The sequence below is a fragment of the Dysgonomonas termitidis genome, from assembly GCF_054657735.1.
Window position 1 is genome coordinate 2998722 of sequence record NZ_BAAHYD010000002.1, and the last position, 17025, is coordinate 3015746.

Here is a 17025-nt window from a genome sequence, read left to right on the forward strand (position 1 = left end):
TTAGAAAACAATATTAACACCTAACGAGTAATTACGGGCAAACGGATAACTCACAAAACTGCCTCCGTCTTCAGGGTCCCATCCGCCGGGCGCATTGTGTATTTCAAAGAGGTCTTCCCCGCTGAAGTATACCCTGACTTTCTCCAGTTTCGCTTTCAGTGTATACTTTTTAGGGATAGTATAGCCGACCTGCAAGTTCTTCAACCTGATATACCCTACATTATGTTTGGTGTTGGTAGAGATATAATAGTTATAATTTTTTCTGGTACCATCGTTTGATATAGCCGGATACTTGGCATCGGTTCTTTCAGGCGTCCATGTTTTTCCATACCAGTATTCTGCCGACTGATACCATGGTGCATTAAAAGGTTTACTGGCATCTCCTTCGAGGAACATCGTGCGTTTGCCTACTCCCTGGAAGAATGCACCTAAGTCGAATCCTTTATATTCAGCATTGAGATTGAATCCGAAGTTGTACCGCGGATTAGTGTTCCCTAAATAAACAAGGTCGCCATCCCCGTCGGCATATTCAGTCAGGTTACCATCGCCGTTCAAGTCTTTGTACTTGGCATCCCCTACTTGTATCCTCTTATCCTGTACGGTTCCGCTATTAGGGAAACGGGACTTGTATTCGGCGAGTTCCTGTTCATTTTGGATAATACCATCAAATACATATCCGAAATATGAATCCATCGGATAGCCGACAGGTGTCCTGTTATTCCCGTATCCTATTATAGAATTCCCGATTCTTTTGGCTATTTCATTCTGAGCATCACTTAAACTCGCTCTTACCGAATATTTGAAATCACCGATCTGGTCTCTCCATCCTAATATGATTTCCCAACCGTGGATTTTCAGTTCTCCACTGTTCGTTGAAGGAGCTGCAATCCCCAAAATGGAAGGATAAGTAATGGAAATCAACATATTCTCATTGGTTTTCCAGAAGTAGTCGAAAGACCCGTATAATCTGTTATTCAGGAAGCTGAAATCTGTACCGACGTTTACAGACCTGATAGTCTCCCATGTACGGGAAGTAGAAACCAGGTTCGACTGATTCGCCATCTGACCTTTTGCTCCATTGCCGAACGGATAATAATTTCTGCTGATATTAATTAGTTCAATGAAATCATAAGGGCCTATATTAGACTGATTTCCCATTTCTCCATAGGAAGCCCTGAATTTGAGATCGTCGAAGATATTCAGTGGCTTTATAAATGATTCCTCGCCTATACGCCATGTTGCATTTACGCCCGGGAAATATCCCCAACGTTCACCCGGGGCAAACCGGGAACAACCGTCGCCGCGTAATGTACCTTCGATAAAATACTTATTGGCGAATCCATAATTAAGCCTCGAGAAGAAAGAGTTGATGGTCCATGCGTTACCATCACTGGCTGCATCCTGGTCTTCGGGGCTCCCCATGCTGACAGGCATCTGTTCCTGCTGATCGAAATTGATACGCTTTGCCCAGAATTTGTCATAGTCGGCGGATTCATGAGACCCTCCGAACATTATACCTATATCATGTTTTTCAGCAAATATCTTTTTGTACTCTCCATATAACGTAAAGTTTTTAGACAGCGTTTTGGCATAATTACGCTCGGCGCTATTGGGTTTTCTTGCTGTCCTATGATTTACATTTTCCCAATTGTAGCTGTAAAGCATCTTCTGGACTATATACTCATCGGCATCGCTCTTGCGAACTATAGCCCGGCCTATAAGGTTTAGCCCGTCTATGACCTGCCAGCGCAATTGGTTGTTGAAAGTAAAATTTCCGGTTGTTCGCCGAGACTCTCCTCCATCTTCCAATACTTGTGCCGGATTATCAAAACCTTCGAAAGTATAGAAGTTTCCTGCCGGATTATATACAGGTGCCCAGCTGCGGGTTTTGTATATCAATTCCCATATATTCTGTCCCTGGCTAATACCGGAAGAATAATCCCTGTCGCTGGCCTCATAGGATATATTAAGGTCGTAATTCAGGTTTTTTACTATTTCTATATTGGATTTTGCACGCACAAAATAACGCTTGTCCAAATCTATTCCGAATTTAGGTAGTCCCTCTTCTTTCTGGTAACCCAGGGAAATGAGATATGTATATTTATCTCCCCCTCCGGAAAGGCTGATATTATAATTCTGAATATTGCCATTTCCTATAATATGTTCATTCCAATTCTGGTCTTTATAGAATTTCGGATATGCATTGCCCCAGCGTCCCCATGTGGTTCCGGATGGTATGACTTTATCGCTGCCCTCAAGAATGAGTTGTAATTCGTCCTGAGTATATTCTATAGGGAAAGAACCGTCTGTAATTTCGAGAGCCATAGCAGCATGCTGATAAAGATTTGCAGGCTTTTTCAATAGTGCAGGTTTCTTTACCGAGTAATACGCATCAAGGGTTACTTTCAGCTTTTGATTCCTGTTTGCTCCTTTCGTGGTAATCAGAACCACCCCATCGGCAGCACGCGCCCCGTAGATAGCTGCCGTCCCGTCTTTCAGAACAGATATGTTCTCAATATCGGCAGGATTTATCGTACTCAGGTCACCTTCTGCTCCATCAATTAAAATTAACGGAGAACCACCATTGGTTGAAGATATATCACGTACACGCAAAACCGGACTGCTACCCGGGGCTCCGCTTGTACGTATCACAGTAAGGCCCGGGACCTCACCCTGAAGTGCAGAGGCGGCATTTTGTACAGGACGGGACTGGAATACTTTAGAGTCGGCTGTTGCGACAGCTCCTCCCAGATTGGCCCTTTTTACAGTACCGTAACCAATCACAACTACTTCATCCATTTCGCGGATTTCTTCTTTCAGTGATATATTTATAGATCTTCTGTTAGCCACAGGCTCTTCATGTTTCAGAAAACCTATCATCGAATAAATCAGAACAGCATTTCCGTCGGGAACATTTATGGAATACTTGCCATCTGTGTCGGTGATTGTACCTAATGTAGTATTTTTAAGGACAACACTTACTCCGGGTAATACTTCCCCGTTTGCATCTGTCACTATGCCTGTTATATTCATTTGTTGCTGATAGGCTTCGCGGGTCTTATCTTCTCCCCTGTTTTTTTCAGTAAGAATAACATCTTTATCAATTACTTTGTATTCTACATTGTAATTTGAGAACAATTCGTCCAGAATAGAAAACACGGCCTTCTTTTTCACTTTTACAGATACCGTACGGTCTACATCGACCAGTTTATTATTGTAATAAAAGCGGAATTCCGACTGCTTTTCGATTTCGTCCAAAACATCGACTACTTTCTTGTTTTGGATGTCAAGTGATAATGTTACTTGTTGAGCATACGAATGTGCTGCAAAAGATACATTAATTGACAAAATAAGTAATGCCAACGATAATTTCATAGTAAGAGGAATTTTGTGTAACTTGAGGAAACGGTTACAATATCCCCAAGTTTGTTGGAGATGATGGATTTTTCTCATATTTTTGTTATGCTTTAAGTAAAAAATAAATTGTTTTTCGAATTTGTTTTTTAGCACGGAGATATGCTGGTAACATGTTTCCGTGTTTTTTTATTAGATTTCTTCCGGTTATTTTTTCATAGGCTGTTAAATTTTTAAGGTTAGTTGGTTTTCAATACATATATTTAAGTTGTTTTCCTTTCGTTCTATCGTCTTAATACCACGACAGATTTAGTTCCTTTTTTATCTTTCTGGTAAGTTATATTATAATCTATCCGCGAGGATATCCTCATATAATCCAGCACCTGATACAACGGTTTGTCTTCGAAGGTTCCGGTGAATGTATATGTATTTATAATATTATTTCTAACATCGAACTCTATATTATAAAAACGGGACAAACGGGTCAGCACTTCGGGCATTGGAGTATTTTTAAAAACCAGTCGGTTATATAGCCAATCGGTTTCTCTCGCCGTGTTTGCTGTAACGACACTCAGTTCATTTGAAACAAGTGAATAAACTGCTTTTTGAGATGGAGAGAGTACAGTTCCGGCATTTTTGCCGGCAATATCTATCAGCACACTGCCCGACACTAAAGTAGTTTGTATTATTTCATCTTCTTCATATGCCTGCATATTAAATTCTGTCCCCAGCACTTTAATGTGGTATTTTTTATCCGACGTACTTACAATAAATGGTTTATCGGCATTGTGAACTACTTTGAAATAAGCTTCTCCTGACAATGTAACTTTCCGTTCATCTCCCATATAATGAGATGGATAGGTCAGGCTACTTCCTGAATTGAGGTAAACGTTCGTTCCATCGGGAAGTACCAGTTGGGTATGAGAATTATCATTTGAATGTACAGTAATCATGGACGGAGTAAATGCTTCTTGCAAATCCGATTTTTGTAAGAAAAAAGACCCTATTCCGAATAAGCCGATTATCAATGAAGCGGCAACAGCAATTTTTTTAAAGAACAATATTCTTGTTTTTTTCTTCAATCTGTTTTCTACCTGCCTGAAAGCAGATTCTACATCACGATCTTTAAGTCGTTGCTGTGTTTTTTGAGCATAGTATATCTGGGCCAGATGAATTAATACAGTTTCATTCTCTTTATTTTCTCCAATCCAATTTTCGACCGATACCACTTCACTATCAGTAACATCTCCAATGATGTATTTAAGTAATAATCCTTCGTCCGGAATATGAATGTCTGAACTCTTGTCCGATTCCATCAATACTTTATCTTCTTTGTTAATCTGTTCTTACCCAATCTCAATATCTGAGAAATAAGGCTTGTCCAAATGTACTCTTTATATATACGACACATATCTGTAAAATAACCCTAAACTTTTGCATGATTATTTTTATATAAATTTTTATCAAGAAGCAAAAACATAAAGTATCCGAACTATTATTCTAAAATATCTTGATTCCTTACTCCTATTATTTTTTTATCTTTTTAGGTATCTTTTGTTCATTAAAAATTATCTTTGCCACTAACTTAATAATCGCTATGAATGAGCAATTGCTTCTATCTGAAATCCAAGAAGGGAGTCCGGAAGCCTATAAGAAAATGTTTATGAAGTATTATTCTCCTCTTTGTGAATATGCTTCTCAATTTATCTCTGATACAGATGCCGAAGAATTAGTACAGGATTTGATGGTCTACATTTGGGAAAAAAGGGAGTATCTCTCAATAGAGAGCTCTCTAAAATCATACTTGTTCATGTCCGTAAAAAACAGGTCTCTCAATGCAATACGGAATCAGGAAAAAAAGAGGAAGGTACATTCCATATTATATGAGAAGCTTAAACAACAGTTTGAAGACCCTGATTATTATATGACAGATCAATTATCTGTTGAAATACAAAATACAATAGAAGAATTGCCTGAAAGATATAAAGAAGTTTTTGAAATGAGCAGGTTTGGAGAAAAAACAAATGCCGAAATCGCAGTAAACCTCGGAATATCTATAAAAACGGTAGAATATCGCATAACAAAATCCTTAAAAATTCTCCGTGCCAAATTGAAAAATTATATTGCTAAGTAACCCGCTTAATTACATATGAAGAACGTTAGACGCTGGTATTAGCACAAAACACATCTTTTTATAGTATTTAATAAAAAGTTTTTTCCTAATTTTGTCCTGTTATTCCAAAGGGAATGGAACTTCCCTGTTATAAACCGCTAATCAAGTAGCTAATAGTTCCTACCAATCAATTAATCTGTAACAAGGTATGGGTAGGAATTATATATATAAGCATTTGATAGCGGATTTTTTATTTCCACAAGACACATCTTAATAAATTCGTAAATAAACATACAATTGATTTTGTATGCAGAATCCCTATATCATTTTACCAATACTATCAATTAAATAAAAAATTAAATCATGAAAATTTCAAAAATAGAAGTGTCAGAAGCCGGGGACGGCAACAAAAAAAACATTAAAAGAATAATTAAGTAACAATATGTACCGGATAAATTCATACAAAAGGTTAATGATCAAAGTGGAGCAGATTCCACTTCTGTTTTACCTGTTCAAATGGTTAATTATAACATTAATTGCAGGAGCATTGATTGGTTCAGCATCGGCATTATTGCTTTTTTCACTAGATTTAGTAACAAATTACAGAGAATCACATAGATGGGTAATTGCTTTGTTACCAATTGCAGGTCTGCTTATCGGATTGATGTATCATTATTGGGGTAGTAATATCGTAAAAGGGAATAATTATCTGATCGATGAAATACATGCACCCAAAGATATTATTCCCTTTAAGATGGCTCCTTTTATTTATATAGGGACGGTTATTACGCATCTTTTTGGAGGTTCTGCAGGGCGGGAAGGAACTGCAGTACAAATGGGGGGAGCAATTGCCGATCAGTTTTCCCGTCTGTTTAAACTAAGGCAGCGCGACCATAAAATAATGGTCATAGTCGGTATCAGTGCAGGATTTGCATCTGTATTCGGAACCCCATTGGCAGGGGCCGTCTTTGCATTGGAAGTGATTATTGTAGGAAGAATGAGATATGAAGCTATATTGCCAAGTTTTTTCGCGGCTGTTTTTGCTCACCTGACCTGCCATTTATGGGGAGCGGCGCATACTCATTATAGTATTCCTTTTGTTCCCGAACTAAGCATTCCGAATATCATGCTTGTAGTAGCCGTTAGTATTCTCTTTGGTCTTACAGCTATGCTTTTTTCCCGCTCGGTACATTTCTGGGCCAAATTGGCGAAAGATAAGATTAAATATGCACCGTGCCGCCCGCTTGCAGGCGGAGCGATTATAGCTCTGGCCGTTTGGGGCTTAGGCACAACGAAATATATCGGGCTCGGTCTACCAACCATTATCGAGGCGTTTTCTGTACAGCAGGATTGGTATGACTTTTTAGCAAAAATACTTTTCACGACATTCACCATAGGAGTAGGATTTAAAGGTGGAGAAGTAACCCCGTTATTCTTCATCGGTGCTACACTGGGAAGTGCATTATCCTGTATTATTCCTCTACCTATAGCTTTATTAGCAGGAATGGGGTTTGTTGCTGTATTTGCAGGAGCAACAAATACTCCTGTTGCATGTACCTTTATGGGAACCGAATTATTTGGGATGGAAAGCGGTATTTATATAGGGATTGCTTGTGTAATATCTTATTTGTTTTCGGGACATACCGGAATATACACTTCTCAGATAGTGGGGAGTCCGAAACATCTTATATATGGAAGGATAAAAGGTACGCACATAAAATAAACAACACTAGAGTTTACATTAATGTAAAATATATTTTTCCATTATGATCGCAATATGATAAATTATTATTACATTTGCATATACCTATTTACAAAAGCAAGTATAAAATATTACTTTATAAATAAAAATCTAAAATCGCGAAAATGGGAAAAAAACTAACCCTTAACGTTGTATTAGTCTTTACTGTGATTAGTATTACGGCGTCGTGTTGCATCGGCGGCAAAACACCTGTGAAAGTAAATCTTTTATCCAATTCATGGACGTTTGAGAGCACACAACCTGCCTCCGGGACTCTATCAATGCAAAGTGCAGAAGCAGAGCTATCTCTACCTGCCGATACAATGAAAGGTTTTACAATCAAATTCAAAGTTGATCTGAAAAAAATTGAAGGAGAAAAAGAGATTCTCAACATCCCCGAAATGATAAGAGTATGCCTTCGCCAACATGATGTACAAGACCGGAAGAGACAAAACTATCCTGCCTATAAAATGGCGGACGGTTCTGTTCCTGTTCTGGAGGCAATTTTAAAACTACAATTACCTACCGCGAACAATCCGATAGAAGATATGACAATAGGTATTCCTCTCGCTATGCTCGACAATCCCGAAGGAGAACATGATATCGTCCTCAATTTTACCGATGCACACTTTACAATGTATGTGGATGGCAAAGCGCTCGACAATGACTATCCGTTAGGGTATCCGGTGGTAAGGGGCAAAAGTAACTGGAAAATAAATACGGAGTATGTGAAAAACGCAGAATTCTTTTATCCTTACATACCTGCCAAAAGAGTAGAGTCAAAGAATGCGGAAACAGCTACAAATATACAATATTGGACTCCTGAAGGACATAATAACTGGGTGGGTGATGTTGCTACATTATATCATAATGGCCGTTATCATATATTCTATCTATACGACCGCCGCGAGCATGGAAGCAAATTCGGTCGCGGAGGACACTACTTTGAGCATATCTCTACCGCCGACTTCAAAACATGGACTGAGCATGAAGCAGCAGCTCCTATCGAAGAGCAATGGGAAACACTCGGAACAGGAACTCCATTTGTATTCAATGGCAAACTCTGCATTAGCTACGGGCTCCATACAACACGTATCTACCCTTCAGAAAAAACAACATTGCCGATGCTTTGGGACGAACTGAACAAGAATGGGAAAACAGGCTCACACGACTACAAAACCATAGCAGGAATCCCCGCCGGCTCTACTTATTCCATCAGTGAAGATGGAGTCACCAACTTCAAAAAGACTCACATATTATTTCACCCTTGCGAAAACCCAAGCGTATATACCAACCCTGAAGGCACGCTGCGTATGATAGCCAATTACGGTTCGAAAGGAACATGGGAATCTGAAAACATAGACGGTGGATGGCATTGTATCGACCCGGATTTCCCTCGTGGTGGCGACTGTACATTCTATTTCCGTTGGAACAAATTTGATTATATATTAGGTGGATTCAATTGGATGTGGTCAAAACCCGCTACCGATCCCGAAAACAGTTATGTTGACATAGTTCAGCAAGGCGTGGATTATTACAACGGACTTTCAGTTCCGGCAGTCAGTGAAATCAAAGATGGCCGCTTCCTTATGGCTGGATGGGTAAAAATGCGCAACTGGGGAGGCTCTCTTAATATATATGAATTGATACAACTTCCTGACGGCAGGATAGGTTCGAAATGGATGGACGAAATCGTTCCTGCGACCACAAAATCCAAAAATCTGGACAACAATGACAAAATAGTTCAACCAACCGGAGAAAAGCCGTTTATGCTGACATTCGATGTTCATCCGTCAGACATTAAAAATGGTAAAATGTCTGTACTGCTTTTACCGGAAAATGGAGATAAAGGCGCATGTGAATTCCAGATACGGTTAGACGGTATGTATGCACAATACGCAAATGGTTCATTAAGTAATTATTCCGGCAAAGAAAAAAGCCTGCGAGAAGGAGGTGCTCCGCATGGCGCGCACAACTATGCAATAGAGAAACTTATAGATACCGACAAGCCATTTACTGTACGTATGGTGGTAAAGAACTCCAATAAATTCGGTGGAGCGTTGATTGATACTGAAATTGCAGGAAAACGTACAATGATATCTTATCGTCCGGATCTGACTGTAAGTAATCTGAGATTTCGCACAGAAGGGGCAGACGTGAAGAATATAAAAATAGCTGAACTGATAGAATAAAACTAATAAAACAGTAAAGAAAGAGGTATCCTGCAACAGGATACCTCTTTTTATACCTCAGTAAAAATGCAGGTTGAAGTGAATTGTGTAAGTCAACTATAAAAAACCTCTTTTCCATTAATGGAAAAGAGGTACTGCTTTTTTCTATATTAAAATATTAATTCATATCTTTTCCTTTGATCTGAGTTGTAAGGAAGACTAGATATAAAATACAAAGTGTAATAACTGCTATTGCACCCGCCTGACTGCCAACGGTATCAGACGCCACTCCCATAAATACAGGAAATATAGCTCCACCCGCAATACCCATTATCATCAATCCCGACACTTCATTGTTTTTATCCGGAACCATATGCATGGCTTGAGAAAAAATCATGGGGAAAATATTTGAATTACCGATTCCCAGAAGAGCTATACACACATAGATAACAATTTGGTTTTCAGCAAAAAATAATACTAAGACCCCCAATAACATAATTACCACACTCAAAATGAAAAATCGTTTGGCAGACAGGTATGAGAGAATAAAAGCTCCGGAAAAACAACCGATTGTACGAAATACAAAATAGAGACTTATGGCATAGCCGGCATCTTCAATATTCATATTCAACCTCTCCATCAGAATCTTTGGGGCGGTAAGGTTCACACCCACATCTATACCCACGTGTACCAATATTCCTATAAACAATAAAACAACGACCTTATTTGCCAATAGAGAAAGGCACTTTATGAACGATGACGTTTTCCCTTCTGCCATGTCTTCTTTGATAGGGGTCAGAAACAAATAAATGATAGCAATAATGGATATTCCTGCGAATACAGGATACAAAAGCCGCCAGTTGCCATACTCCAAAGCTGCCCATGAAGCGATGATTGGCGCAATAAATGAAGCTATAGCCTTGAAAAATTGCCCCAGAGTGAGTGTACTAGCCAATTGATGGCCACTTACTATATTAGTTATCAATGGATTTAAGGACACCTGCATCAATGTATTACCTATACCCAACAGAGCAAAAGACACCAGCATAATTGGCAGACTGTAACTGATAAGGGGCACAATCATGGCAAGAAAAGTAACAATAAGGCTCAAAAGAACCGTCTTACGGCGCCCTATTTTATTCATCAACAATCCTGTAGGGATAGAGAAAATAAAGAACCATAAAAAGACCATACTCGGCAAGAAGCTCGAAACTGTATCAGATAGTCGAAAATCTAACTTTACATGATTGGTGGCAATACCTACCAAATCTACAAATCCCATGACGAAGAACGCGAACATCACGGGTATTATTTTAAACAAGCTTTTGTTTGTATCCATAGTGTTGGTTAATTTATATTTTTAGTTATACAATAGCACTTTACATCACAGTATTATATTTCTTTTCCGACAAACCATTAAGAAAAGAACAGCTTTCTTCTTCCGACTTAATAACACCAATAGCTTTAGCAGCATTTACTACTGCGCCCATTGCTGCTTCTTCGTTGTAAGACGAAAAGTAAAGCGGATGACCGAACTCTTTCTCTATCATCTCGCAAAGTAACGGATTGCGTTTTACCCCGTTGCCGCTACCGCATATATAACGGACCCGGCTCTCCAACTCAGGAAAATAACCTGTTTTGTAATGAACTGACAATCCTTTCAGAAAACCCGCGACAAAATCATCTGGTGTGAAATTTGCCGTGGTCAGATCAGAGATACAGCCTTTCACGCCTTCATTCTTCCGTTGTCCTTCGAGTAATGGTGATACTTCAAGGGGTATTTTTTTCGTACAGTTGTCTCTGCCAGCCTCCAACATACGTTGCCACAACATATTGTCGTCTATTTCAGTTAACCCGAAAAGTTTTTTTCCTGTTTCTTTAAAGAAGCTGAACAAGGACTCATAAACCGAACCGCCATTGATAAAGCTTGTGGCTACGAGATAAGATTTATCGTCGAACGGACGTATCTGAGTTTCATACCCATCTATATATTTAGCAAATGTATTAAGGTCATCTTTGGCTATAAGGAAAGATAACTGCGTTCCCGTACCCACATTCAGCAATATCGATTCTGTGTCGTTGACGACACTTCCCATAAAGCTGGCCTGATTGTCGCCGATGGCACAGACTACAGGAATGGTATCCGGCTTGCTATTAGTATAACCGATAATGGTATTGTTTGACACTATTTTTGGAAAGCTCAAGTTATCTATCTCTAACTTTTGAACAGAACTTTCGCGCCAACTATTTGTGAATACATCAAACAAACCTATACTATGAGCCATAGTCGGACTCATCTTAACTTCTTCATTTTCATTGCTCCCTGCCAATTGTCTTGCAAAATAATCGGCAACAGTACAAAAACTATCTATATCCTCGCGTCCGTCATACTTTAACCATTTATACAATGTCACGGCACCATATCCGCTGGCTATACTTTCGTCAGCACCTGTAAACCCTTTCATTTCTTCCAATATTTTTTTACCGCCTGGCATTACCAGTTCACCGCTTTTGTCCTGCCATGTAACCAGATTAGTTACTGCTTCCTTCTTGTTGTTCACGCCTATTATACCATGCATTTGCCCAGTAAAGCCATAAGCAATTATCTTTATATCAGGATAGGATTGAATTTTGTCTAATAATTTATTGAATAAATCTCTAAGCTTCTCCACCGACTGTTCTTTTCTGTTCGCGTCGGAAAAGCTTATATAAGCATGGGTATTATAACTGAATACTTTTTCGATTGTCAAATTCCTTACATTTACGATGACTGCCGAAAGGGAAGTAGTCCCAAAATCAATACCTACAATACATGGCTTTGTTTGCATAAAGAGATGTTTATATGGTTATTCTTATTTGTTATTAAAATATTCAATTACATTAATTGTTTTGTATGACTCAGCATAATCAAAATAAATTTTTCTTCAGTTATCCCGAGAAATAGATGTTTCGCTATCACCCAATAATACAGGAAAGAACCTATGCGGAACTGTATCACTGAAGTAAGAAAAAGAATAGTTTATTCTATATCTTATTGCATTATTTTATAGATTTTGATATCCTTTATGGCGATGCTCCCGTTTTTGACGGAGAAAAACAGATTTTCGCCCTTCTGCTCCCCCAAACGATTGATAATACAACGCTCATTGTTGATATAAACATCTATAATATCGTCCATCACAATAGCATTGAGTTTGACCTCGTTCCTTAGTCCATCTACTCCTTCCAGCCTGGATTCGAACAAAGAAACAATTTGTCTGCCTGGATTCAATGTCAGTTTATATCCTTTCTTATCCTTGTCGGTCGCACGCATATACAGACCAAATTCATCGTAGTTTCCTTTCGGCTCTATCGTCATCGTTATACGATACTGACGAGGCAGATCTTTCATCGAAGCTATGCCTACACCGTTTGAGGCATTAATTTCCAATACACCGTTCCGGTATGAGCCCTTATTGTCTGAAATAGCAGGAACACTGATAACCGGTGTGGGAACAGGCGACATGGCCGGAGCTACTTCGGGCAGATATCCGACCGACAGCGCTCCATCCTCTTGCTGGAACAATTCGCGCAACACAATACAGCCACCCCAAACCTGACCTTCCGAATCCAGATTATTCTTTTTTACATTTGTGTAAAACGCGACAATGCGACGGCCGTTAAGTTCCGCAGTTTTTGCCACATTTGCCCATTTGTCCACCATCGGCTGGGTACGGGGATATTCCCAAGGGCCATAAGGATTTTTCGATTTCACGTAATATGTATCGCCATGAATACTATACAACAGATAATACCAATCGTTCCATTTAAAGTAATCGGGGCACTCCGGCACTCCATACTGTCCTTTAAGTGGGGATTCGGTTTCTGTCCAGTTTTTCAGATCTTTAGATGTCAGGTGCACCAAATATCCGCCCATTCCGCCAAGATTCGGATTCTTTTCATATCCCGAAATAAAGAGATGAAACACTCCGTCTTTATCTTTAAACGCACGCGGATCTCTGAAATCGCGACTTACACACTCTTCGGGAGCAAAGTAGAATGGGTTCGGCTGCTGCTTTTTAAAAGTGAAGCCCCCGTCTGTACTCATAGCATAACTCAATTGTTCGTGGACACCCTTTTCGTCCTTCACGCGGGTAGAATAAAACGCATAGGTTTTATCGCCGTCGGCAATAACAGAGCCTGTGCAGATGGATTTTTCCCATTCTTCGTCTATACCCAATGCTACGGGATAATGTTTCCAGTTTACCAGATCGGTTGTGGTACTCAATGCCCACTGATGCCCGCCCAGGCCATTGAGCCCTGAATGATTTCCTTCGTCCAGAAGCCAATAAAGATAAAGCGTGCCATTATGGGAAAAAGGCATACAATCGCCCGAAAAAAGATGAGACTCAACGGGTTTGAAATACTGAAAATGTGTTGTCCGCTGAATGGCAGGATTATAGTCTTTAGCTACTTGCGAAAATAGTGAAGGACTGAGGATACATACTAATACAGCGAAAAAGATTCGTTTCATTGCATTTTATTTTTTACAAAATTTATTTATAAAGTAACTATTTTTTATATAAAGATGTTGTTCCCAAAAGCGACATTCTCCTCTGTCTTGTTATATCGGACTATAGCGAGACATCTAAAATGCATCTAACTAATGGGATTCTTCACTAACAACTAAAATGACAGGGAGTGAAAATCGACTTTCAGGACAACATCTCAGTCTAAGTAAAAAATCACTCCATCTTTACTTCTCTCAGGAAATACCCTTTTATATTTCTCCTTATCGGAGCTATTTCCGTATTACTTTTATCCATATAAGAATAATCTATAAAGAACTTGATTGTTTTTGTCTTTTTTTCTGTTTCGGTAATCTGTACAATATTTATTTCATTATCCTTTTCCTTGTTTGGTGTAGCAAAGGTTAATTCTATATCGGCATTATTGGCAGAAAACGCAAGCGTACTGTCACTATTTACCTTCATATTAATGATATAGTCTTCTTTTTCGCTTGCCTTGTTCAGGTAAGGAACATGGAAGTAACATGAATTCAGATCAACGATTCTCAAGCTTTGTTCCTGATTGATAAAGATATTGCCTTCCGAGCTTCTAAGGTCGACAGCCATTGTGTAACTTCCTGAATAATCGTTTACTAATACAATATTAATCAATGATTGGTTATAGCCGTTGATGCCAATACTATGTTTCGACACAGAAACAATTTCTACAGGAAGAACATAATTTTTGTACTTATCCATATTATTCAGATTCAGGTTCAATGGAATAAGGGCGTATTCATCTCCTGCTTTTATTGTTGTTTTCATCGATTCGAAAGAATAACAATCTTCGGGTAGCAAGGTATAATAAGATGCTTCGTCATTTCTGAATTTCTCGAAATTATATTCGTCTAGCAATGCCGAATTCACAGCTATTTCAACATCCATATCTTCCGAGATTACGGATGTTCCGCTTACAGCCACACTAATAGATGTGGCAACTGAGCTTTCGTTGCTGAATGGTATGGCCCACTCATGGTAACCGCTGCGGATGATAACTGCATATTTTTCGAACAGTTCTTCGGGTAATTCGTTACATCCGGTCGACAATATTGCGAACAAGATACTTAAAAATATATTTAACTTTTTCATATAGATCTTTCTTTTTTATTTCCAGCCGGGATTTTGAGTTAATTTCTTATTTCTGGTTAATTCAGACTTTGGAATTGGCCACAAATACATTTTTTCCAGGAATACTTTTGGCATATCGGATGGCCGTTCATCGTAGAATCTTTGTTTTTGAGCATCGCTATTGTTCATATCCACATTCAATCCCATAACCGGCAAGTTTTCTTCTACTGCCGCATCTTTCCATCTGCGCAAGTCGAAATAACGGGCAGATTCAAGGAAAAGTTCTACTTGCCTTTCGCGTTTCAGTTCTTTCTTAAACTGTTCGTAGCTGCTATAATCGGCATCGGACAGATCCGGCAAACCTGCTCTAAAACGCACCCTGCTGAATCCATAACGCATTCCCTGCCTCGATTCTATAGAACCAGTCTCACGCTTAACAGATATATTACCCTGCTCCGAGTATGAAGGTATTTCGTAAACCTGTCCCGAGGTCAGTTCATTCAGAGATTCAGCGTACCATAGCAGTACATCGGCATAACGAATGGCAGGCTCTACTTTGTATTTTACCTGACCTCCTATATTCCATGAATCTTCCGGATGGTAATATTTTTTCACACCTATACCTGTACGAAGGTAGAAGTCCGGCTCCGACAATCTTTTTCCGCTCGGATCATCTTTATAATAGAAATATTGCAGTCCTATCTTCTGGGTTTCTGTTGTACTTCCGTTTTCCCATATAGATCCGTTGAACGAAATAGATGCATATAATCGGGGTTCGCGATTAGCGTATCTCAGAGAAACATTATTCCCTATATACGGGTACTCTGACAAGGACAACGTAAATCCTTGTGTCTGATAAGGATAATCGGGACTCGAATGCGTTATCGGTTTTCCGTCGCACATCAGGTACGCCTTCTCTTGCTTCAATGTAGTAGCTATTGTATTCCAGCCTATCATTTGGCGTGGTGCGGCATGTTTAGATATATCATTCAGATCGTCGCTTGTATAGCTCTGACGTGTGAATATAAATTCAGGATTCTTTGATGCGGTCACTTCTCCATTAAAACACTGCATATATGACTTATACGGGTCAATACCGCCACTTCCGTTCGGGTATGGAGTATTCGCCGTTGACACAGTAGAAGGCACAGGCACGGTCTCCTCACCGGCCTTTACTGTCAGCAACTCGTAAACTCCGAGATCTATCACTTCTTTCGCGGCAGCAGCGGCCTTTGCCCACTTTTCTTCGCTATATGTCTGCGATATCAATTGCCGCCCTGCATCATCGGTCAGGGAACTCAAATCCATATTTCCATTATATAGAGGACTTGCCGCATATAGCAACACTTTCGCTCTGGTAGCAAGGGCTGCTCCACGAGTAGCCTGCCCCAATCGGGACGCATTACGGGTAGGTGGCAATACCCTTGCGGACTGTATCAACTCCTGATTAATAAAATCGATACATTCGTCATACGTATTTCTTGCCACCGCGAGGTCTTGATATTCCAGGCTTATATCCTGAGGCTCATCGGGCATAATGGGCACCGGACCATACTGTTTGATAAGCATCCAGTAAAAGTATGCGCGTAGAAAACGGGCTTGAGCTCTCAGGTCTTCCCTTTCACTATTGGATAGTTCGCCACACTTGTCTACATTGTGGATAAATATAGATGCCTTACGTATTCCCTGATAAAGATGCGACCAACGGTCTTCGCTCAATTGGTCAGAAGCTGTATATTCGCAGTTTTGATATTTCTGGCATCTTTTTCCTCCATCCCAATCGCCAAAAATGGATTCGTCTGAGGCAAATGCAAATGCTGTGGTGCCTTTATTTGCTATTTCAGCTCCTTTGCCGTTGAGCGTGCTATACGTGTTCCACAACCATTGTTCGGTATAATGCTTTTTCGAAAATACGGTGTCTATTGTTAACATATCGTTGACATACTTATCTATCGATAGATAATCGTCGCAGGAATTGAGCCCTGCCAAAGATATGACCGACAATAGGAATATATATATTTTTTTCATGTT

The 17025-nt window shown here is 39.5% G+C and carries 10 protein-coding genes and 1 riboswitch; of the genes, 3 read left to right on the top strand and 7 right to left on the bottom strand.

Annotated elements, in window-relative coordinates:
- Window positions 1-3375 carry a SusC/RagA family TonB-linked outer membrane protein gene (locus ACYQ3L_RS16405; protein WP_379995260.1) on the bottom strand — a complete coding sequence of 1125 codons (3375 nt, stop codon included), beginning with the start codon at window positions 3373-3375 and terminating at the stop codon, window positions 1-3.
- A 263-nt stretch (window positions 3376-3638) separates the two neighbouring features.
- Window positions 3639-4670 (bottom strand): FecR family protein, encoded by a 1032-nt coding sequence (locus tag ACYQ3L_RS16410; RefSeq protein WP_379995262.1) that lies wholly within the window; start codon window positions 4668-4670, stop codon window positions 3639-3641.
- A 281-nt stretch (window positions 4671-4951) separates the two neighbouring features.
- Here ACYQ3L_RS16410 and ACYQ3L_RS16415 point away from each other — a divergent pair, with 281 nt between their 5' ends.
- From ACYQ3L_RS16415 to ACYQ3L_RS16425, 3 genes are all read left to right on the top strand, one after another.
- Window positions 4952-5488, top strand: a complete 537-nt coding sequence (locus ACYQ3L_RS16415) for an RNA polymerase sigma-70 factor (RefSeq protein WP_379995264.1) — start codon at window positions 4952-4954, stop codon at window positions 5486-5488.
- Window positions 5489-5588: 100 nt separating this feature from the next.
- Window positions 5589-5657, top strand: a riboswitch (Fluoride riboswitch).
- Between the two features lie 282 nt (window positions 5658-5939).
- Window positions 5940-7190 carry a voltage-gated chloride channel family protein gene (locus ACYQ3L_RS16420; RefSeq protein ID WP_379995308.1) on the top strand — a complete coding sequence of 417 codons (1251 nt, stop codon included), beginning with the start codon at window positions 5940-5942 and terminating at the stop codon, window positions 7188-7190.
- Between the two features lie 143 nt (window positions 7191-7333).
- Complete coding sequence (locus ACYQ3L_RS16425) at window positions 7334-9400, top strand: glycoside hydrolase family protein (RefSeq protein WP_379995266.1); 2067 nt, start codon at window positions 7334-7336, stop codon at window positions 9398-9400.
- Window positions 9401-9557: 157 nt separating this feature from the next.
- On the opposite strand, the gene ACYQ3L_RS16430 is transcribed toward ACYQ3L_RS16425, so the two are convergent.
- The 5 genes from ACYQ3L_RS16430 to ACYQ3L_RS16450 form a co-directional block, all read right to left on the bottom strand.
- Complete coding sequence (locus tag ACYQ3L_RS16430; RefSeq protein ID WP_379995268.1) at window positions 9558-10718, bottom strand: MFS transporter; 1161 nt, start codon at window positions 10716-10718, stop codon at window positions 9558-9560.
- A 40-nt stretch (window positions 10719-10758) separates the two neighbouring features.
- On the bottom strand, window positions 10759-12207 hold the full coding sequence (locus ACYQ3L_RS16435) for a sedoheptulokinase (protein ID WP_379995270.1): 1449 nt from the start codon (window positions 12205-12207) through the stop codon (window positions 10759-10761).
- 203 nt (window positions 12208-12410) lie between these two features.
- Window positions 12411-13892 (bottom strand): family 43 glycosylhydrolase, encoded by a 1482-nt coding sequence (locus ACYQ3L_RS16440; protein WP_379995272.1) that lies wholly within the window; start codon window positions 13890-13892, stop codon window positions 12411-12413.
- Window positions 13893-14103: 211 nt separating this feature from the next.
- Window positions 14104-15015, bottom strand: coding sequence for a BT_3987 domain-containing protein (locus ACYQ3L_RS16445; protein WP_379995274.1), 912 nt, complete (start codon window positions 15013-15015; stop codon window positions 14104-14106).
- A gap of 15 nt (window positions 15016-15030) precedes the next feature.
- The gene (locus tag ACYQ3L_RS16450; RefSeq protein WP_379995276.1) at window positions 15031-17022 is read right to left on the bottom strand and encodes a RagB/SusD family nutrient uptake outer membrane protein; all 1992 of its coding nucleotides are present in this window, start codon (window positions 17020-17022) and stop codon (window positions 15031-15033) included.
- Window positions 17023-17025 lie beyond the last annotated feature (3 nt).

Excerpts from the sequence above, each read along its gene's own strand:
- ACYQ3L_RS16425 (WP_379995266.1), top strand. The coding sequence starts at position 7,334 with ATGGGAAAAAAACTAACCCTTAACGTTGTATTAGTCTTTACTGTGATT.
- ACYQ3L_RS16440 (WP_379995272.1), bottom strand. The coding sequence starts at position 13,892 with ATGAAACGAATCTTTTTCGCTGTATTAGTATGTATCCTCAGTCCTTCA.
- ACYQ3L_RS16430 (WP_379995268.1), bottom strand. The coding sequence starts at position 10,718 with ATGGATACAAACAAAAGCTTGTTTAAAATAATACCCGTGATGTTCGCG.
- ACYQ3L_RS16435 (WP_379995270.1), bottom strand. The coding sequence starts at position 12,207 with ATGCAAACAAAGCCATGTATTGTAGGTATTGATTTTGGGACTACTTCC.
- ACYQ3L_RS16415 (WP_379995264.1), top strand. The coding sequence starts at position 4,952 with ATGAATGAGCAATTGCTTCTATCTGAAATCCAAGAAGGGAGTCCGGAA.
- ACYQ3L_RS16405 (WP_379995260.1), bottom strand. The coding sequence starts at position 3,375 with ATGAAATTATCGTTGGCATTACTTATTTTGTCAATTAATGTATCTTTT.
- ACYQ3L_RS16420 (WP_379995308.1), top strand. The coding sequence starts at position 5,940 with ATGATCAAAGTGGAGCAGATTCCACTTCTGTTTTACCTGTTCAAATGG.
- ACYQ3L_RS16410 (WP_379995262.1), bottom strand. The coding sequence starts at position 4,670 with ATGGAATCGGACAAGAGTTCAGACATTCATATTCCGGACGAAGGATTA.
- ACYQ3L_RS16445 (WP_379995274.1), bottom strand. The coding sequence starts at position 15,015 with ATGAAAAAGTTAAATATATTTTTAAGTATCTTGTTCGCAATATTGTCG.
- ACYQ3L_RS16450 (WP_379995276.1), bottom strand. The coding sequence starts at position 17,022 with ATGAAAAAAATATATATATTCCTATTGTCGGTCATATCTTTGGCAGGG.